15 protein-coding genes and 1 pseudogene are annotated in these 19,592 nt (G+C 72.6%); 7 read left to right on the forward strand and 9 right to left on the reverse strand.

Annotation, left to right across the window (positions count from 1 at the left end; all coding sequences use genetic code 11):
• Nucleotides 1-103: 103 nt before the first annotated feature.
• Nucleotides 104-1,543, forward strand: coding sequence for an NADP-dependent phosphogluconate dehydrogenase (gndA, locus tag ACYF6T_RS02505; RefSeq protein ID WP_461692996.1), 1,440 nt, complete (start codon nt 104-106; stop codon nt 1,541-1,543).
• A 707-nt stretch (nt 1,544-2,250) separates the two neighbouring features.
• On the opposite strand, the pseudogene ACYF6T_RS02510 reads toward gndA, so the two are convergent.
• The 4 genes and pseudogenes from ACYF6T_RS02510 to ACYF6T_RS02525 form a co-directional block, all read right to left on the reverse strand.
• Nucleotides 2,251-2,886: pseudogene (locus ACYF6T_RS02510) on the reverse strand (aspartate/glutamate racemase family protein); the annotation flags it as partial.
• A gap of 22 nt (nt 2,887-2,908) precedes the next feature.
• Nucleotides 2,909-3,262, reverse strand: a complete 354-nt coding sequence (locus ACYF6T_RS02515) for a GNAT family N-acetyltransferase (protein ID WP_461692997.1) — start codon at nt 3,260-3,262, stop codon at nt 2,909-2,911.
• Nucleotides 3,263-3,288: 26 nt separating this feature from the next.
• Entirely contained in the window at nt 3,289-3,708 is a 420-nt protein-coding gene (panD, locus tag ACYF6T_RS02520; protein WP_461692998.1) for an aspartate 1-decarboxylase, read from the reverse strand.
• Between the two features lie 115 nt (nt 3,709-3,823).
• Nucleotides 3,824-5,701: an ABC transporter ATP-binding protein gene (locus tag ACYF6T_RS02525; protein WP_461693239.1), complete on the reverse strand. Its 1,878-nt coding sequence runs from the start codon at nt 5,699-5,701 to the stop codon at nt 3,824-3,826.
• 174 nt (nt 5,702-5,875) lie between these two features.
• Between ACYF6T_RS02525 and ACYF6T_RS02530 the strand changes: the two genes are divergently transcribed.
• Nucleotides 5,876-6,856: a lysylphosphatidylglycerol synthase transmembrane domain-containing protein gene (locus ACYF6T_RS02530; protein ID WP_461692999.1), complete on the forward strand. Its 981-nt coding sequence runs from the start codon at nt 5,876-5,878 to the stop codon at nt 6,854-6,856.
• A gap of 65 nt (nt 6,857-6,921) precedes the next feature.
• Entirely contained in the window at nt 6,922-7,686 is a 765-nt protein-coding gene (locus ACYF6T_RS02535; protein WP_461693000.1) for a crotonase/enoyl-CoA hydratase family protein, read from the forward strand.
• Here the strand turns inward: ACYF6T_RS02535 and ACYF6T_RS02540 are convergent.
• The 4 genes from ACYF6T_RS02540 to ACYF6T_RS02555 are packed head-to-tail and all read right to left on the reverse strand — an operon-like array spanning nt 7,673 to nt 13,046.
• Entirely contained in the window at nt 7,673-8,944 is a 1,272-nt protein-coding gene (locus ACYF6T_RS02540; RefSeq protein WP_461693001.1) for a cation:proton antiporter, read from the reverse strand. The two genes, ACYF6T_RS02535 and ACYF6T_RS02540, sit on opposite strands and share 14 nt — an antisense overlap.
• A 13-nt stretch (nt 8,945-8,957) precedes the next feature.
• On the reverse strand, nt 8,958-10,343 hold the full coding sequence (locus ACYF6T_RS02545; RefSeq protein WP_461693003.1) for a cytochrome P450: 1,386 nt from the start codon (nt 10,341-10,343) through the stop codon (nt 8,958-8,960).
• On the reverse strand, nt 10,340-11,443 hold the full coding sequence (locus tag ACYF6T_RS02550; protein WP_461693241.1) for an alpha-hydroxy acid oxidase: 1,104 nt from the start codon (nt 11,441-11,443) through the stop codon (nt 10,340-10,342). Before ACYF6T_RS02550 ends, ACYF6T_RS02545 begins: the two co-directional genes overlap by 4 nt.
• Nucleotides 11,444-11,453: 10 nt before the next feature.
• Nucleotides 11,454-13,046 (reverse strand): NAD(P)-binding domain-containing protein, encoded by a 1,593-nt coding sequence (locus tag ACYF6T_RS02555; RefSeq protein WP_461693004.1) that lies wholly within the window; start codon nt 13,044-13,046, stop codon nt 11,454-11,456.
• A 217-nt stretch (nt 13,047-13,263) separates the two neighbouring features.
• Here ACYF6T_RS02555 and ACYF6T_RS02560 point away from each other — a divergent pair, with 217 nt between their 5' ends.
• Nucleotides 13,264-14,358: a mechanosensitive ion channel family protein gene (locus ACYF6T_RS02560; RefSeq protein WP_461693005.1), complete on the forward strand. Its 1,095-nt coding sequence runs from the start codon at nt 13,264-13,266 to the stop codon at nt 14,356-14,358.
• Between the two features lie 4 nt (nt 14,359-14,362).
• On the opposite strand, the gene ACYF6T_RS02565 is transcribed toward ACYF6T_RS02560, so the two are convergent.
• Nucleotides 14,363-15,895 carry a M1 family metallopeptidase gene (locus ACYF6T_RS02565; protein ID WP_461693006.1) on the reverse strand — a complete coding sequence of 511 codons (1,533 nt, stop codon included), beginning with the start codon at nt 15,893-15,895 and terminating at the stop codon, nt 14,363-14,365.
• Nucleotides 15,896-16,072: 177 nt separating this feature from the next.
• Between ACYF6T_RS02565 and ACYF6T_RS02570 the strand changes: the two genes are divergently transcribed.
• The 3 genes from ACYF6T_RS02570 (at nt 16,073) to ACYF6T_RS02580 (ending at nt 19,582) form a co-directional block, all read left to right on the forward strand.
• Nucleotides 16,073-18,292 (forward strand): NADP-dependent isocitrate dehydrogenase, encoded by a 2,220-nt coding sequence (locus ACYF6T_RS02570; protein WP_461693008.1) that lies wholly within the window; start codon nt 16,073-16,075, stop codon nt 18,290-18,292.
• Nucleotides 18,293-18,491: 199 nt separating this feature from the next.
• Nucleotides 18,492-19,355: a helix-turn-helix domain-containing protein gene (locus ACYF6T_RS02575; protein WP_461693009.1), complete on the forward strand. Its 864-nt coding sequence runs from the start codon at nt 18,492-18,494 to the stop codon at nt 19,353-19,355.
• Nucleotides 19,352-19,582 carry a DUF397 domain-containing protein gene (locus tag ACYF6T_RS02580; RefSeq protein WP_461693010.1) on the forward strand — a complete coding sequence of 77 codons (231 nt, stop codon included), beginning with the start codon at nt 19,352-19,354 and terminating at the stop codon, nt 19,580-19,582. Before ACYF6T_RS02575 ends, ACYF6T_RS02580 begins: the two co-directional genes overlap by 4 nt.
• The last annotated feature ends 10 nt before the right edge of the window (nt 19,583-19,592 follow it).

A 19,592-nucleotide genomic window follows, 5' to 3' on the forward strand; every position in this document is an offset into this window, starting at 1 on the left:
TCGGACACGCGCTCGGTGTACCGGCACGTCAGCAGGGCCGGTGGGGCGATACTGACGGGCACGACCGGCATTACCGATACCGGATCCTTAGGAGCCAACTCGTATGAGCACTTCAGCCCAGATCGGCGTCACGGGACTCGCGGTCATGGGCCGCAACCTCGCCCGCAACTTCGCCCGCAACGGCTACACCGTCGCGCTGCACAACCGGACGGCGGCGCGCACGCACGCCCTGGTGGAGGAGTTCGGGCACGAGGGCGACTTCATCGCGGCCGAGACCGCCAAGGAGTTCGTGGCGGCGCTGGAGCGGCCCCGGCGCCTGGTGATCATGGTGAAGGCGGGTGAACCGACCGACGCGGTGATTCAGGAGTTCGCGCCGCTGCTGGAGCCCGGCGACATGATCATCGACGGCGGCAACGCGCACTTCGCGGACACCCGGCGCCGGGAGCGCGACCTGCGCGAGCAGGGCATCCACTTCGTCGGCATGGGCGTCTCCGGCGGCGAGGAGGGCGCGCTGAACGGACCGAGCATCATGCCGGGCGGCCCCAAGGAGTCGTACGACTCCCTCGGTCCGATGCTGGAGAAGATCTCCGCGAAGGCCAAGGACGGCGCGCCCTGCGTGACGCACGTCGGTCCCGACGGGGCCGGGCACTTCGTGAAGATGGTCCACAACGGCATCGAGTACGCCGACATGCAGTTGATCGGCGAGGCGTACCAGCTGCTGCGCGACGTCGCCGGGTACTCCCCCGCGCAGATCGCGGAGATCTTCCGCACCTGGAACACGGGCCGGCTGGACTCCTACCTGATCGAGATCACCGCCGAGGTGCTGTCGCACGTGGACGCGGCGACGGGCAAGCCGTTCGTGGACGTGGTGGTGGACCAGGCGGAGCAGAAGGGCACGGGCCGGTGGACGGTCCAGATCGCCTTGGACCTCGGGGTGCCGGTCTCCGGCATCGCGGAGGCGGTCTTCGCCCGCTCGCTGTCCGGTCACGCGGCACTGCGCGAGGCGTCCCGCGGCCTGGCGGGCCCGAAGGCGACGGCGCTGTCCGAGTCCGAGGCGGCGGCCTTCGCGGACCGGGTCGAGCAGGCCCTGTACGCGTCCAAGATCGTCTCCTACACGCAGGGCTTCCACGAGATCGCGGCGGCGCGCGAGGAGTACGACTGGGACATCGACCTGGGCGCGGTGTCGGCGATCTGGCGGGGCGGCTGCATCATCCGCGCGGCGTTCCTGGACCGCATCCGGGCAGCGTACGACGCCCGCGCCGACCTGCCGAGCCTGCTGTCGGACGAGACGTTCGCCCAGGAGATCGCGGCGGCGCAGGACGACTGGCGCGAGGTGCTGGTCGCCGCGACCCGCCAGGGCGTACCGACGCCGGGCTTCGCCGCGGCCCTCGCCTACTACGACGCCCTCCGCGCCGAACGCCTGCCCGCCGCCCTCACCCAGGGCCAGCGGGACTTCTTCGGCGCGCACACCTACCGGCGGGTGGACCGCGAGGGTTCCTTCCACACCCTTTGGGGCGGGGACCGCTCGGAGGTGGACGCGTAGCGCTCGCCGGAACGGCGGGCCTGCGGCGGGCACAACGGGCATGCGGCGGCGGAGGACCTGCGGGTGGTCCGCCGCCGTGCGCTGTGAGGGGGCGTCGGCCGCGGGCGCGCGACTCACGGCATGGGGCGGGCAAACGCCGAGTGGGGCCGCACCGCCACCCTCACCGTGCCCACCCCGCCCGTGCCTCCCTGTTCCTTGCGCAAAAACGCACCCCGCGGAGCCCGCTGAGGTCGGCTCAGGTCAGGGGTGGGCCCGGTTCCGGGTTGGGGACCGGCTCGGGACCCGGGGGGATCGGGCCCGGTTCGGGACTCGGGCCGGGGTTGGGGCCCGGGGTCGGGTCCGGGGGTGACGGCGGGGTGGGTTCCGGGGCGGGGGGCGGTTGGGGGGTGGGAACCGGGGACGGGTAGGGGTCCGGCGGCGTGGGGTCCGGACCCGGCGCGGGCCCCGGCGGGACGGGGTCGGGATACGGCTCGGTCATCATGTCCTCCGGCCAGTCGGTCGACATCGGCTCTGGACTACTCCCCCGCGTACCCGACACCCGCCTCCCCACTCACCCGCCCGGCCCTGTGCGGTGTACTCGTGCCGCGATCATCCTCGAGTACGTCACGAGGACCTGACCCTTCGTCGAGAAGGCGAGGGCCGTTCAGACCGTCCCGTGGGGAACGAGTGCCTCGGAACGCATGCGGGTGACCTCGGCCCACCGGTTCACCGCCGGCCGCCGCCCGCACCGCCGCCGCCAGACCCGCCCGGGGACTGGATAGCACCGGGATGGTCGTGGTCGTCAACTGCCGCGCCGGGGCCATCGAGCCCTGGGCCAGCACGATCGCGTCGGCGTCGGTGACCGCGTCGGCGACCGCGGCCACCAGCCGGGCGCACCCTTCCGTGTCACCCGCCGCGAAACGCTCCCACGCGCCCTCGACGAGCCGGGTCCGCACCTCGACCGGGCGGCCGGCGCCGTACGCCTCCTCCTCGATCAGGGCCACCGTCGGCCCGAACGTGCTCTCCACCGTGGCGAGGACGACCACCCGCGCACCGGCGGCCACCGCGGCCGCCGCCATCGGGCGGTCCGACCGCAGCACCGGCACGGCCACCCCGGCCCCGGCCGCCTCCGCGACCGCGCCGATGGTCGAGCAGGTGCAGAGCACGGCCGCGGCACCCTCGGCGACGGCCTGCTCCAGCACCGCCCGCACCTCGTCCGCGACCGCCTCCGGCCCCTCCCGGCGGGCCCGCGCCAGCAGCTCCTCGTCGACGAAGTGCCGCAGCCGCAGCCCCGGATGGTCCGCGTCGCGCAGCGCCTCGAAGACGGGGACGTGCGCGGGCGAGGTGTGCAGGAGGGCGAGCATGCCGGTGGCCGAATCCGCCGTCTCAGAACCGTCCCGGATGCGCCGCGAGCCACTCCTTGGCCGCCCGCAGCAGCGCCGGGTCGGCCGCCGGGGCCTCGTCGGGGTGGCGTTCGGCCCACTTGACGACGTAGGGGCACAAGGGGGCGACGGCGACGCCCTCGCGCTCGGCGATGGCGTACAGCTCGCGCGCCAGCGAGCCCGCGATGCCCTTGCCCTCGTGGGCCGGCTCCACGATGGTGTGCACCGGGACCAGGGCGCGCCCGGGCGATTCGAGGACGAAGTACTCGATGTGGCCGACGACTTCGCCGTCCGTGCCGTCGCCGAGGGCCTCCAGGCGGCCCGCCGTCCGGTCGTCGCGGATCTCGATGTCGCTCATGGGCACGCTCCTGACGGTCGTGATGATCAGGCCGGTACGGCCTGCGGGCTGCGCTCCTGGTCCGAGCCCGGCACCGGCTCGGACGGGTCGGCGCCCAGGGCCACGATGCGGTTGTCGCGGTCCACGTGCACCACCCGCGGCTGAAGTGCCCGCGCCTCGGCGTCGGTCACCTGAGCGTAACTGATGATGATCACCAGGTCGCCGGGGTGGACGAGATGGGCGGCGGCACCGTTGATCCCGATGACACCGGAGCCGCGTTCGCCCTCGATGACGTACGTCTCCAGGCGCGCGCCGTTGGTGATGTCGACGATGTGCACCAGCTCGCCCGGCAGCAGGTCGGCGGCGTCGAGCAGCTCGGCGTCGATGGTCACGGACCCGACGTAGTGCAGGTCGGCCTGGGTGACAGTGGCCCGGTGGATCTTGGACTTGAACATGGTGCGCAGCATGAGCCGTTGCTCCCGTGGGTGAAGAGGGTCGCGTCCCGGTGGCGGGTACGCGCCGACGCCCGCCAGGGTACGGCGGGCGGGCGTGCCTTGCCTACGCGATCCACGTCACCTTGCGCTACACGGCGGGCACCGCCTCCGTGCCCTCCTCGAACTGCGTGCGGTACAGCTCGGCGTACCGGCCGCCCGCCGCGAGCAGTTCCTCGTGCGTGCCGCGCTCGGCGATCGTGCCGTTCTCGACGACCAGGATCACGTCCGCCGCCCGCACCGTGGACAGCCGGTGCGCGATCACCACCGCGGTGCGGCCCGCCAGCGCCTCGGTGAGGGCCTCCTGGACGGCGGCCTCGGAGGTGTTGTCGAGGTGGGCGGTGGCCTCGTCGAGGATGACGACGCGCTGGCGGGCGAGGAGGAGCCGGGCGACGGTCAGGCGCTGGCGTTCGCCGCCGGACAGACGGTAGCCGCGCTCGCCGACCACCGTGTCCAGGCCGTCGGGCAGGGAGCGGACCAGGTCGTCGAGGCGGGAGCGGCGCAGGGCGTCCCACAGTTCGCTCTCGTCGGCCTCGGGCCGGGCCAGCAGGAGGTTGGCGCGGACGGTGTCGTGGAAGAGGTGGCCGTCCTGGGTGACCATGCCGAGGGTGGCGCGCAGCGAGGCGGCACTCAGGTCGCGCACGTCGACCCCGCCGACGCGGACGGCGCCCGCGTCGACGTCGTACAGCCGCGGCAACAGGCTCGCGATGGTCGACTTGCCGGCACCGGAGGAGCCGACCAGCGCGACGGTCTGCCCGGGTTCGGCGCGGAAGGAGACGCCGTGCAGGACCTCGGCGCCGCCGCGGGTGTCGAGGGCGGCCACCTCTTCCAGCGAGGCCAGCGAGACCTTGTCGGCGGACGGGTAGGCGAAGCGGACGTCGTCGAACTCGACGGCGACCGGGCCCTCGGGCACGCTGCGCGCGTCCGGCTTCTCCTCGATGAGCGGCTTGAGGTCGAGCACCTCGAAGACCCGCTCGAAGCTGACGAGGGCGCTCATCACCTCGACGCGGGCCCCGGCCAGCGCGGTCAGCGGCGCGTACATGCGGGTCAGGAGGAGGGCCAGCGAGACCACCGCGCCGGGCTCCAGGCTGCCGCGCAGGGCGAACCAGCCGCCGAGGCCGTAGACCAGGGCGAGGGCGAGCGAGGAGACGAGGGTCAGCGCGGTGATGAACACCGACTGGGCGGTGGCGGTGCGCACGCCGATGTCCGCGACCCGGCGGGCCCGGGCCGAGAACTCCCGGGACTCCTCCTCCGGCCGACCGAAGAGCTTGACCAGCGTGGCGCCGGGCGCGGAGAAGCGTTCGGTCATACGGGTGCCCATGGCCGCGTTCAGCTCCGCCGCCTCCCGCTGCATCCGGGCCATCCGGCTGCCCATGCGCCGGGCGGGGACGACGAACACCGGCAGCAGCACCAGGGCGAGCAGGGTGATCTGCCAGGACAGGGTGAGCATGACGGCGAGGGTGAGCAGCAGGGTGACCAGGTTGCTGACCACGCCGGACAGCGTGTTGCTGAAGGCGCGCTGGGCGCCGATGACGTCGTTGTTGAGTCGGGAGACGAGCGCTCCCGTACGTGTGCGTGTGAAGAACGCGACCGGCATCCGCTGCACATGATCGAACACAGCCGTGCGCAGATCGAGGATGAGTCCCTCCCCGAGCGTCGCCGAGAGCCTGCGGCCGAGGATGGCGAGCGTCGCCTCGGCCACCGCGATGAGCGCGATGAGCAGGGCCAGCCGTACGACCTTCCCCTCGTCGTCGCGCGACACGATCGCGTCCACGACGCGGCCGGCCAGCACGGGGGTCGCGACGGCGAGCAGGGCCGTGACCACGCCGAGCAGCACGAACAGGGCGATACGGCCGCGGTGCGGACGGGCGAACGCGCCGATGCGGCGCAGCGTGGCGCGCTCGAAGGGGCGGCGCTCGGGCTGGGCGTTCATGACACTGTGCAGCTGTGTCCACGCTGTGGTCTCCATGCTCATGGGAGAGAACGTAGGACCTCAAGCGTTGTTGAGGTCAACACTCCCGCGATCCCGTCCCCTCCCCCGAAGGACCCTATGGCCCTCCCTCCCCACCCGCTTCCCGTCCGTAAGCCGCCGGCCGTGATCCCGCAACCCGCAGTTGGCGCGTGGCGGAAAACCTCTCCCGATGTGACTGCGGTACAACTCCCCGAAGCTCCGCTCCCGCCGGGGCGGACTCCCCGTCGTGTCCCGGTCCGCCAGATCCTGTGCCTGCTTCCGCTCCTGCTGGTGGCCGTGGTGGCGGTGCGGCACCGTGACGTCCTGGCCGAGGGCTTCGGCCATCTGCGCCGGGCGCAGTGGCCGTGGCTGCTGGCCGCCGTCGGCGCGACCTGTCTGACCTGGGTGGCGGCCGCCTTCACCCGGCAGGGCGCGGTCGTGGACCGGCTGCCCAGGCGGCGGCTGCTGGCCACCCAGTTCGCGGCGGGTTCCGCCAACCACCTGCTGCCGACCGGCCTCGGCGCGGGCGCGGTCAACCTGCGTTTCATGACGGTGTGCGGGATTCCGCTCGCCCGCTCCTCCGCCGCGCTGGCCCTGTACCTGCTGGCCGAGTGCGTCACCCGGGTGGGCCTGCTGGCCGCCCTGCTGCTCGCCTTCCCCGACGCGCTCCGCTTCGGCACCCTGCTGCCCCGGGGCGCCACGGGCCCGCTGCTGCTCGCGGCCGGCGGTGCGGTGCTCGTCGCGGTGGCGGTCCTGGCCTGCGTACGGCGGCTGCGGACGGCCGTGTCGTCCTTCCTGCGCACGGCGCTCGGCGAACTGCGCTCGGTGCACACCCGGCCGTCCCGCGCCCTCGCGCTGTGGGGCGGCTCGCTCGCCTTCCCCGCGCTGCAGGCGGCGGGGCTGGTCCTGGTCGGCCTGGCGCTGGGGCTGCCGGTGCCGCCGGTGCACATGGCGGTGGCGTATCTGGCGGCCACCGTCGCCGTCGCCCTGGTGCCGACTCCGGGCGGGATCGGCTCGGTGGAGGCGGCGCTGGTGGTGGCGTTGGTCGCGGCGGGCGGCCCGGTGGCCGTGGCCACGGCGGTCGTCCTCGCCTACCGCATCATCACGGTCTGGCTGCCGCTGCTGCCGGGAGCGCTGACGCTGGGGGCGCTGGTGCGCCTCAAGGTGATCTGACCCCGCTCGGCCGGCTGCCTGGGTACGGTGCTTTCGCCCGCCACAGGCCGAAAGGGGCTTCGAGCATGCCGGTCCGGATCGAGCGTCAAGGGCACGTCCGCACGGTCGTGCTGTCCCGTCCCGAGGTCCGCAACGCGGTGGACGGCCCGACCGCCGCCGAACTCGCCGCCGCCTTCCGCCAGTTCGAGGCCGACGACGAGGCACGGGTCGCCGTGCTGTGGGGAGAGGGCGGCACGTTCTGCTCGGGCGCCGACCTCAAGTCCATCGGCACCGAGCGGGGCAACCGGGTCGCGCAGGACGGCGACGGGCCGATGGGGCCGACCCGGATGCGGCTGTCGAAGCCGGTGATCGCCGCGGTCGCCGGGCACGCGGTGGCCGGCGGGCTGGAGCTGGCCCTCTGGTGCGATCTGCGGGTCGCCGAGGAGGACGCCGTCTTCGGCGTGTTCTGCCGCCGCTGGGGCGTGCCGCTGATCGACGGCGGCACGGTACGGCTGCCCCGGCTGATCGGCACCGGACGCGCGCTGGACATGATCCTCACCGGACGCCCGGTGCCGGCCCCGGAGGCGTACACGATGGGCCTGGTCAACCGCGTCGTCCCCACCGGCACCGCCCGCGCCGCGGCGGAGGAGCTGGCGGCCGGCCTCGCCCGTCTCCCCCAGGCCTGTCTGCGCAGCGACCGGGCGTCGGTGCTGGACCAGGAGGGGCTGGCGGAGCCGGACGCGATCCGCGCCGAACTGCGCCACGGCATGGGGGTGCTGGCCGAGAGCCTGGAGGGCGCCGCCCGGTTCGCGGGCGGCGCCGGACGCCACGGTTCGTTCACCGACCTGTGAGTTCACGCTCGGGTGAGCGCGGCGGCCGCACCACGCGCGCCGCCTCCCGCCGGTCGAGCCAGGACAGCACCGGTGCCGTCATCACGGTGGTCACCAGGGCCACCAGCACCAGCGCCGAGAACAGGGCCTGGCTGACGATCCCGGCGGCCAGGCCGACGTTCAGCGCGATCAGCTGCATCAGGCCGCGGGCGTTCATCAGGGTGCCCACGCGCAGCGCGATCGACGGCGGTTCGCGCCGCAGCCGGGCCGCCGCCCAGCAGCCGCCGAACTTGCCGGCCACGGCGACGGCGACGGCCGCCGCACCGAACGCCAGCACCGCGGGGTCGGCGAACACGTCGAAGCGGGTGTTGAGGCCGGAGTAGGTGAAGAACATCGGCACGAACACCACCTGGGTCACCGACTGCACGGTCCGCACCAGCCGGGCGGCGACCTCCCCGCGGGGCATGGCCATCCCCACGCAGAACGCGCCGAAGACGGCGTAGAGGTCGATGGCGTCGGTGAACCAGGCGGCCGCGAACAGCACGGCCACGACGCCCAGCAGCCGCGTCTCCTCGCTCAGGCCGGTCCGCTCCACGATCCAGGCGAGCAGCCGGCGGCCCACCAGGATCAGCACGGCCAGGAAGAGCAGGGCGCCGCCGACGGTGGTCAGCACCTGGCTCGCCCGGCCCGAGGCCACGCTCAGCACCCCGGCCAGCAGGATCCAGGCGACGGCGTCGTCGGTGGCCCCCGCGGCGAGGGACAGGGAGCCGAACCGGGTGCCGGCCAGCCCCCGTTCGGTGATGATGCGGGCCAGCATCGGGAAGGCGGTGATCGCCAGCGCGACCCCGACGAAGGCGGCCGTGACCCAGACCGAGACGCCGTCGACGAAGATGTCGACGTGTCCGTGCGCGAGGAGGGCCAGGCCCGCGCCGAGGACGAGGGGGACGCTGACCCCGGCCGCCGACACGGCGACGGCGGTGCCGGCCAGCCCCCGGTTGGCGTGGGCGCGGAACTCGTAGCCGGCGTGGAACATCAGGGCCACGAGGCCGATCTGCCCGGCCACGTACAGGACGGGTTTCAGTTCGGGCGGGAAGACCGCGTCGGACGCGCCGGGGGCGAGCAGTCCGAACAGGGACGGGCCGAGCAGGACGCCGGCGATCATCTCGCCGACGACCGGCGGCTGCCCGCAGCGGCCGGCCACGGCGACGACCAGCCGGCAGGTCAGCAGGATCACGACGACGGCGGCGAAGAAGGCGGGCGCGAGCTCCACGGGTGTCATGGCGTCGCCCCCTTCACCGGCTGCCGACGACGGACGGCGACGAACCGCCGGGCGCCTGGGCGAAGTAGCGGCGGCACAGGCCCTGCCGGCGGGCGTCCCACACCATGTAGCTGCCGAGGACGAGCTGGGTGAGGCTGCGGGGCACGTTCGCCCAGTGGTCGGCGAGCCGCATGGCCGCCAGCCGCAGCCGGGGACGGCGGGTGTCCGTGCGGGGCAGCAGCAGGCAGGGGCCGCGGTTGGGCAGCGAGCGGGTGTGCTCGGCGGCGGACTCCAGCCGGAACCTCCGCAGCACCTCCGCGGCGGCGACCCGCATCGTCAGCACGGCGAACCCGCGGGCCGGGCAGGGCCGGTTGGCGGCGACCCCGAAGGGGATGGAGGCGGTGGGACGGGTCTCCCTGCGCAGCCACCGGTCGGGGTCGAAGCGGCCGGCCCCGGCCGTGCCGGAGCGCTGGTACTCGGGGTAGTTGAACAGCAGCACCGAGCCCGCCGGGATGGCGGGCCGGCCCGGGCGCGGGATGGCGTCCGTGGTGATGCGGTGGGCCACGCCGAACAGCGGGAAGTGCTGGAGGGTCTCGTCGACGACGTGGTCGAGGTACTCCGGGTCGCCGCCCGCCGCCGCCCGTTCCTGCACGTCCTGGTGGGTGGCGAGGGCGAGCAGCAGATGTGCCATGGCCTCGGACATCTGCACCACGGCCGTGTTGAAGAAGGTGCCCTGGAGGTAGTACGCCCGCTCCGGCGCGGTCAGCAGCGCGGGCAGGGGCACCGGCGGCGGGTCGTGGGCGAGCCGGTCGCCGAGGTAGGCGGTGAGGCGGGCCCGGCGGTCCATGTGCCGCAGCCGGGTGCACTTCAGGGCGCTGACCACGTCGTCGGCGTTGCCCACGATCAGGTCCCGCACCGTGCGGGGGCACGGCTCGTGGAAGACGACCTCGTAGTACACCTCCGCCCAGACCGGCATCATCAGGTCGCGCAGCCGGACGTGGTGCACGCGCGCGTGGCCGTCGAGTCCGTCCAGGACGCGGCGGGTGCACCGGCCCACCAGCTCGGTCCACTCGGCGCGGGAGGGCCCGGCGAGGATCTGCCGGGTGGTGCGGGCGACGTCGTCGTAGCGGGGGCCGGGTTCCAGGTGTTCCTGGTGGACCTCGGGGCCGGGTGAGAGCCAGTACCAGAACAGGTCGGACAGGGCGGCGCCGCGGCTGCGTCCGCCGGCCGCCGGATGGCCGTAGACCTGCTTGAACTCCTCGGCGGGTACCTCGCGGCCGGGGGCGGGGATGCCCTCCTCGCCGTTGACCCACGCGAAGATGCGCACCCGCAGCGCGACCACCGCGCGCGGCAGCCAGTACGGCAGGCTCGCCACCAGCGCGAGGAGGGCGGCGCCGGTGATCCAGCCGGCGGCGCTCACGAGGCCGCTCCGCCGAACAGCCGGCCCGACCAGGCCGGGCGGACCAGATCCGGCGTCAGCTCCGCGAGGCCGGCCGCCCCGCACAGGGCCAGCGCGTCCTCGATCTCCTCGCGCAGCAGCTCCAGCAGCCGCCGTACGCCCTTCTCCCCGTCGGCGGCCAGCGCCCACATCACGGGGCGGCCGATGCCCACCGCCCGGGCGCCCAGGGCCAGCGCCTTGACCGCGTCGGTGCCCCGGCGCACCCCGCCGTCGAGCAGCACCGGGATCCGTCCGGCCACGGCGGCGACGATCTCCGGCAGCAGTTCCAACGTGGCCGGGACGGAGTCGAGTTGACGGCCTCCGTGGTTGGACAGCAGCAGGCCGGCCACGCCGTGGCGGACGGCCAGGCGGGCGTCCTCGGGGTGCAGGACGCCCTTGAGCAGGACCGGCAGGGAGGTGATCGCACGCAGCCGGTCGATGTGCTGCCAGGAGAACTCCGGTGACATGGCGATCTGCCGGACGTGGCCGCTCTCGCCGTCCCGCAGGTCGACGAGGTTCTCGCAGCGCAGGCCGGCGGGCAGGTCGTGGAAGCCGTTGCGCCGGTTGCGCTCGCTTGCGCCGAGCACCGGGGAGTCGACGGTGACGACGAGGGCGGAGCAGCCCGCGTCGGTGGCGCGGCGCACCAGGGCCTCGGTGATCTCCCAGTCGGGCTGGAGGTAGAGCTGGAACCACAGGGGCACCGGTTCGCCGGGCGGGGCGGCGGCGCGGGCCGCGGCGGCGACCTCGCCGACGGCGACCGTGGACGCCATGCTCGCGATCATGATCGCCCCTGCGGCGGCAGCGGCCCGCGCGGTGGCCGGCTCCCCTTCCGCGTCGACGAGTCTGTGGAAGGCGGTCGGCGAGAGCAGCACCGGCATCCGGGCCCGTCCGCCGAAGAGGGTGACGTCCAGGTCCGGTACGGCGGCGCCGCGCAGCACCCGGGGCAGCAGCCGAAGCCGGGTGAACGCCTCCTCGTTGGCGCGTACGGTGATCTCGTCGCGGGCCCCGCCGGCGATGAAGTCGGCGTGGACGGGGTCGAGTCGGTCGCGGGCGGCGCTCTCGAAATCCCTGACGCTCAGCATCACGGCCGTCTCACCGCCCCGCGCCGGTCGTCTCCGCGGCCCGCTCGCGCCCCAGTTCACGGGCGAAGAACGCGGCGAGCGGGGCGTGGTGGACGTCCGGGTGGTCCCACTCGTTCTCCAGGTTCTCGGCCAGGTGCTGGGTGCCGAGGAGGGTGCCGTCGCGGAAGTGGCGGATCACGGGGTGGAGATAGGAGGCGTCGAAGGCGTCGTCGACGGAGTTCTGCGCGGTGCGCCGGACGGTGATGTCGAAGGGGTCGACCTTGTCGTGGTCGGGCCCGTACTCCAGGGTGACGGTGAAGTAGTCGCGGCCTTCGGTGAGTCGGCTCTCGTGCGCGTAGGCGACGGGCACCTCCTCGTGGTAGCGGGCGTCCGGTCCCTCGGTGACGACCAGGTCGCCGAGCACGCCGAACTGCTGCCACAGCGCGGAGCTGCGGTTGACGCGCGCGACGACGGCGTCCGCCAGGGCGGCCGGGTCGGTGGCGAGCGGGCGGTGCGGCCAGGGCCGTTCGTGGTGGCGTTCGTCGAGGATGCGGCCGAGCGCCCGGACGGCGTACCGGAAGCCGTGGATGAAGCCGCCGGTGGACTTCTTGAAGTCCCGCTGCTGCATCAGGGTGCCGGCGAAGTACAGGCCGGGCACGTTGACGGACTCGTAGGCGGGGGTGAGCTCGGCGAACCGGTCGTCGATGACGAGTGCGGGCCGGCACTCCGGTGCGAACACCGAGGCGTCGAAGCGGAACCCGGTGCACACGATCACCCGGTCGTAGGTGAGCTCCTTCACGACCTCGTCGGCGCGGGAGAAGCTGAACCGGACGCGGTAGCGGCCGCCGCCCTCCTCCCGCTCGATGCCCAGGACATGGCCGTCCAGCAGGGCGTTGAGGGACTTGAGCTGGTAGGTGTCGAGGAAGTTGTTGTTGACGGCGCGCAGATGGCCGACGTAGTGCGTGTTCCAGGCGAGGCGGATCGCGTGCGGGCCGGCGACGTGGATCACGGCCGCCGTCTCGACAAGGTTGTCAGCGGTCTCCAGGGCGGAGTTGCCCTTGCCGAGGATGAGCACGCGCTGGTCGGTGAAGTCCTCGGGGTCGACGCAGACGGACGCGTACTGCTCGGCCGTCTCGATGCCGGGGATGTCGGGGATCCGCGGCAGGGAGACCCCGGTGGCCATGACCAGACGGCGGGCGCGGTGCACGCCGCCGTGCTGGTCGGTGACGGTGAACCCGTCCGCGTCGCGCGCGATGCGGACCGCCCGGGTGTCGTAGGCGATGTCCAGCTTGAACGCCTCGGCGTAGTCGGCGAGATAGCGCACGAAGTCGTCGGCGGGCGGGAAGTAGCGCTTGCTGTAGCGGGTGAACAGCAGCTCGGGGTCCGGGGAGAGCAGGGAGTTCCAGTCCATGCGGAGGTTGAGCTCGGGGTCCGAGGTGCCGTTGTGGACCTTGTTGGTGGAGATCAGCTGCCGGTGGCGGGGAAAGGTGCGGAAGAACGTGCCGGGTGTGCTGCCGCTCTCCAGGATGCGGTAGGGGTGGCCCGCGGTCTGCAGCTGCTGTCCGAGCTGGAGGCCCGCCGGACCGGCGCCGATGACGAGGTAGTCGAGCGATTCCTGGTGCACAGTGCCTGCCTTCCGATGGGGGGGGTGGTGGTCCGGAAGTCGACGTGCGGGGAGCCGGGCAGCAGCCAAGTCCGTGGCGAGGCGCAGCGGAAGCCAAGGTCCGTTCATCGACAGCAACTTGACAGCTTCACCCGCTCCGTCCGGCGGGCGCGCGGCGCGAACGCCCGTGCGGATGAGGCAGGATGAACGACTGCACATCCCGAATTGGAGGTAACCGGTGAACCGAGCGCTCACCGTCGACGACCTGGTCCTGGCCGGAATCGCCCTCGCCTGCGGTCTGTTGGCGGCATTCCTGCTGCGCATGCTGCTGCGCTGGCTGGCCGGGCACGCCGGACGTACGCGCTGGAGCGGTGACGACGTCATCGTGGACGCGCTGCGCACGGTGGTGCCGTGGGCGGCGATCGTGGGCGGCGCCGCCGCCGCGGGCGGGGTGCTGCCGCTGACCAGAACGGTGCAGAGCCACGTCAACCAGGTGCTGACCGTCGTCCTCATCTTCGTCGTGACGCTGACCGCGGCTCGGGTCATCGCCGGTCTGGTGCGGGCGGTCACCCAGTCCCGCTCCGGGGTCGCCGGGTCGGCCACGATCTTCGTGAACATCACCCGGGTGCTGGTGCTGGCGATCGGCTTCCTGGTGGTGCTGCAGACGCTGGGGATCTCCATAGCGCCCCTGCTCACCGCCCTGGGCGTGGGCGGTCTGGCGGTCGCGCTGGCACTGCAGGACACCCTCGCCAACCTGTTCGCGGGCATCCACATCCTCGCTTCCAAGACCGTGCAGCCGGGCGACTACATCCAGCTCAGCAGCGGCGAGGAGGGGTACGTCGAGGACATCAACTGGCGCCAGACGACGGTCCGCGCGCTGTCCAACAACCTGATCGTCATCCCCAACGGGGAGCTGGCGAAGGCGAACATGACCAACTTCATGCGCCCGGAGCAGAAGCTGACGATCACGGTCCAGGTCGGCGTCGCCTACGACAGCGACCTGGACCACGTCGAGCGGGTCACCTGCGAGGTGGTCTCCGAGGTGATGACGGAGATCGCCGGCGCGGTCCCGGACCACGAGCCGCTGGTGCGCTTCCACACCTTCGGCGACTCCCGGATCGGCTTCACGGTGATCCTCGGCGTCGGCGAGTTCAGCGACCAGTTCCGGATCAAGCACGAGTTCGTCAAGCGGCTGCACCGGCGCTACCGCGCGGAGGGCATCAGCATTCCGGCGCCGGCCCGGACCGTGGCGCTGCAGCAGGGCTCGGTGGTGATCCCGCAGCAGCGCACCCTCAAGGAGGCGGGCGACGCGAGCGCCGCCCGCCGCGACTGACGGGTCAGAGTGTGGCGGAGTTGTCGTGCCAGTGGCCGTCCCGGCGGCTGTGCGGGGAGGCCGGTGCCGGGTTCGCCGGCGTGACCGTCCAGTCCGGGTGGCCGGGCATCCGCGGGGTCGTGGTGCCGTAGAGCCACTCCCGCAGGAAACCGGTCAGGTCCTGCCCGGAGACCTCCGAGGCGACGGCGATGTAGTCGTCCGTCGTCGCCGAGGAGTTGCGGTACCGGTCGAGGAAGCGGCGCTCGATCGCGTGGAAGACGTCCTCGCCGACCAGCCGGCGCAGCGCGTACAGCACCAGGACGCCGCCGGTGTAGCGCTGGCTGTCGAAGAGGTTGACGGCGTTCGGCGCGGCGACTGGGCCCGAGTCGCGCCGCCACTGGTCGCCGAGGCCGTAGGTGTAGCGCATGCGGTCCTCGAAGGTGCTGTAGCCGAGGGAGTCGGTCCAGCCGCGCTCGTAGCGGTACAGCAGCCCGTAGTAGTCCGCGTGGCCCTCGTTGAGCCACAGGTCGGCCCAGGTGGCGGGGCTGACGAGGTTGCCGAACCAGGAGTGCACCAGCTCGTGCATCATGTGCGAGCCGATCTTCTTCTCCTCCTGGAGCAGGAAGTTCGGCTTGTACAGGGTGAGGGTCTGCGTCTCCAGACCCGTGAAGTCGAACGCGGTCGGGCTGTCGGAGTTGCAGGGCAGCAGGCCGTACGTCTCGAAGGGGAACGCCCCGAGCCGCTGCTCGATCCACTCCACCAGCCCGGGCGTCAGCGCGAGCGCGGGCTCCAGCGCGGCGGCCCGGGCGCGCGGCACGACGTCCCTGAGCGGCAGGCCGTTCGGGCCCTGCCGGTCGACGACGACGTAGTCGCCGACGGTGATCTGCACCAGTTCGGTGGCCATCGGCTCGCGGGAGACGTACGTGTACGCCGTGCGGCCGCCGTCGAGGCGCTCGGTGCCGGCCGGCATACCGCCCGCGACCCCGCGCAGGCCGTCGGGGACGGTGACGCGGAAGGTGAAGTCCGCCTTGTCGGAGGGGTGGTCGTTGCAGGGGAAGACGGTGTGCGCCGCGTTGGGCTGCGGGCAGACCGCGAAGCCGTCGGGGGTGACGACCCAGGCGGTGTACGGCAGGCTGCGGGCCGGATCGGCGCCGTACGCGACGCAGATCGTCACCCGGGCCCCGGCGGGCAGGGGGCGGGCGGGGGTGATGCGCAGCTTCGCGTCCGCCTGCTCGAAGGCTGCGGTGCGGCCGGCGACGCGCACGGAGCGGATGTCCAGGCCCAGGGCGTCCAGGGAGAGGCGGGTGAGGGCCTCGGTGGTGCGGATCCGCAGGGTGGCGGTGGCCTCGACGAGCCTGGTCGTGGCGTCGTAGGCGAGGTCGAGGCGGTAGGCCGAGACGCGGTAGCCGCCGTTGCCGAGGGTCGGGAAGACGGGGTCGCCGAGGGTCTCGGCGCCGGTGCCCCCCGCGGTGGCGTGCGCGGTTCCCCCGATGGTCACTGCCGCGGCCGTGCCGGCCAGGACGGCCGCCGGGGCCGTCACTCTGGTGCGATATCTCATGGTCAGCCTTCGTTCGGGCGGCCGGGTGGTCAGGTCCGGCCGTCGACGATCAGTTGCACGATCTACATCCATGACCGCCCGGTCGGGCCTTTGGTTGCACGGACCCCTGTCGAGCCGCCCCCGATCACGAGATATCTTGATGTCGAGCAATGTTGCAGACGTGGAGCGGAGCACCCGGTGACTGACTCGACCATCATCTATACGCACACTGACGAGGCCCCGGCCCTGGCGACGTATTCCTTCCTGCCGGTGGTCCAGGCGTACGCCTCGCAGGCGGGTGTCTCTGTGGAGACGCGGGACATCTCGCTGGCCGGGCGCATCATCGCCGTGTTCCCGGAGTACCTGACCGAGGACCAGCGCATCCCGGACGCCCTGCACGAGCTGGGCGAGCTGGCCAAGACGCCCGCGGCCAACATCATCAAGCTGCCGAACATCTCGGCGTCGATCCCGCAGCTGAAGGCCGCCATCGCCGAGCTGCAGGCGCAGGGCTACGCGCTGCCGAACTACCCGGACGACCCCAAGACGGACGAGGAGCGGGAGATCCAGGCCCGCTACGACAAGGTCAAGGGCTCCGCCGTGAACCCGGTCCTGCGTGAGGGCAACTCCGACCGCCGCGCCCCGGCCTCGGTCAAGAACTACGCCAAGACCCACCCGCACCGCATGGGCGCCTGGACGGCCGAGTCCAGGACCGAGGTCGCCACCATGGGCGAGAACGACTTCCGCTCCACCGAGAAGTCCGCGGTGATCTCCGAGGCCGGTTCACTGCGCATCGAGCTGGTCGGCGACGACGGCTCCACGACCGTGCTGCGCGAGTCCGTCCCCGTCCTGGCGGGCGAGGTCGTCGACGCCTCCGTGATGCGCGTGGCCGCGCTGCGCGAGTTCCTGACCGCGCAGGTCGCCCGGGCCAAGGCCGAGGGCGTGCTGTTCTCGGTGCACCTGAAGGCCACGATGATGAAGGTCTCCGACCCGATCATCTTCGGCCACGTCGTGCGCGCCTTCTTCCCGAAGACGTTCGCGAAGTACGGCGAGACCCTCGCCGCGGCCGGCCTGACCCCGAACGACGGTCTGGGCGGCATCTACAAGGGCCTGGAGGCGCTGCCCGAGGGCGCCGAGATCAAGGCCTCCTTCGACGCCGAGCTGGCCGAGGGCCCGGCGCTGGCCATGGTCGACTCCGACAAGGGCATCACCAACCTGCACGTGCCCTCCGACGTCATCGTCGACGCCTCCATGCCGGCCATGATCCGCACCTCCGGCCACATGTGGGGCCCGGACGGCCAGGAGGCCGACACCCTCGCCGTCCTGCCGGACTCCTCGTACGCGGGCGTGTACCAGGCCGTGATCGAGGACTGCAAGGCCAACGGCGCCTACGACCCGTCGACCATGGGCTCGGTCCCGAACGTCGGCCTGATGGCGCAGAAGGCCGAGGAGTACGGCTCCCACGACAAGACCTTCGAGATCCCGGCCACCGGCACCGTCCGCCTGGTCGACGACAAGGGCAACGTCGTCATCGAGCAGGCCGTCTCCGCCGGCGACATCTTCCGCGCCTGCCAGACCAAGGACGCGCCGATCAGGGACTGGGTGAAGCTGGCCGTCACCCGCGCCCGCGCCACCGGCGACCCGGCGGTGTTCTGGCTGGACGAGACCCGCGCGCACGACGCCAACCTGATCGCCAAGGTCAAGCAGTACCTGCCGGAGCACGACACCGAGGGTCTGGACATCCGCATCCTCAACCCGGTCGAGGCGACCAAGCTGTCGGTGGAGCGCATCCGCCGCGGCGAGAACACCATCTCGGTGACCGGCAACGTGCTGCGTGACTACCTCACCGACCTCTTCCCCATCCTGGAGCTGGGCACCAGCGCCAAGATGCTGTCGGTGGTCCCGCTGATGGCGGGCGGCGGCCTGTTCGAGACCGGCGCCGGCGGCTCCGCGCCCAAGCACGTACAGCAGCTGGTGAAGGAGAACTACCTGCGCTGGGACTCCCTCGGTGAGTTCTTCGCCCTGGTGCCCTCCTTCGAGCAGTACGCGACGGCCACCGGCAACGCCCGCGCCAAGGTCCTCGCCGACACCCTCGACCGCGCCACGGCGACCTTCCTCAACGAGGACAAGTCCCCGACCCGTCGCGTCGGCGGCATCGACAACCGCGGCAGCCACTTCTACCTGTCCCTGTACTGGGCGCAGGAGCTGGCCGCGCAGACCGACGACGCCGACCTGGCCAAGGCCTTCGCGCCGCTCGCCGAGTCGCTCGCGGCGAACGAGCAGAAGATCGTCGAGGAGCTCCTCGCGGTGCAGGGGCAGCCGGCCGACATCGGCGGCTACTACCAGCCCGACCCCGCCAAGGCCGCCGCGGTCATGCGCCCGTCGGCCACCTGGAACGAGGCGCTCGCGTCCCTGAGCTGACGCCGCTCGCCGTCTGCCGCCGCCCCGGCCGGGACAACCACCGGCCGGGGCGGTCGCGTTGCGGGCAGAGGGACTTCCTCCACGCAATTGCGTGAGCCAAACGTCTCGGTTCATGCTCCCGTGGGTGCAAGGGAGTTCTCGGCGGGGCACACTTGCGTACAGCAAGAGCGAGGCGCTGCCGATTGCGAGGGGTGAGGCGATGGCCACGGCCGGCGGCCCGACGGTACGGCGGCGCCAGCTCGGATCCGAGCTGCGGCGCCTGCGGGAACACGCGGGCAAGCGGATCGAGGACGCGGCGGCCCATCTGGAGTGCTCCATGTCCAAGATCAGCCGGGTGGAGACCGGCCAGGCCCCCATCAAGGCACGCGACGTACGGGACCTGCTGGAGTGGTACGGCGTCAGCGACCCGGTGCGCATCGAGACCGTCCTGCAGATCCACAAGGACGCCCAGCAGCAGGGCTGGTGGGCGCACTACGCCGAGGTGCTGCCCTCCGGCATGGCCACCTACGCGGGTCTGGAGGCCGACGCCCGCGTGCTGAGGTCGTACGAGCCGACGTTCGTGCACGGTCTGCTGCAGACCGAGGACTACGCCCGGGCCGTGATCGCCGCCGTGCGCCCCAACGAGCCGTACGAGGTGGACCAGTTGGTGCGCTTCCGCAAGGAGCGGCAGGCGCTGCTGACCCGCGAGCCCGATCCGCTGGAGCTGTGGGTGGTGGTGGAGGAGAGCGCGCTGCGCCGCCCGGTCGGCGGCAGCGCGGTCATGGCGGCCCAGCTGGAGCACCTGATCGAGGTGACCTCCCTGCCGAACGTGACGATCCAGGTGATGCCGACCGCCAAGGGCGCGCACGCGGCCCTGGCCGGCATGTTCTCGCTGCTGGAGTTCGAGACGCACGCACCCACCGTCGTCTACGTCAACTCCATCGCCGGCAACGTCTACTTGGAGAAGGAGCGCGACGTGCGCACCTTCATCCAGACCTTCGACCTGGTGCGGGCCGCCGCTCCCGACCCGCAGGACACCCCCGCGACCCTGGAGCAGATCATGAGGGAGATGCAGGCATCATGAGCGCGCAGCACGGCCGGCGACCGCCGCGGGCCGACCTGGAGGGCGCGAACTGGCGCAGGAGCAGCCGCAGTTCGGGCAACGGGGCGTGTGTGGAGGTCGCCGTCGTCGGCGGGGTCGTCGCGGTGCGGGACTCCAAGGACACCGGCAGGCCGGCGCTCGTGTTCTCGCCGCGTGGGTGGAGCTCGTTCCTCGGCGCGGCCGGCGACGGCTTTCCGCGCCGCCGCTGACCGACCGGCC

The organism is Streptomyces sp. 7R007, assembly GCF_054850255.1.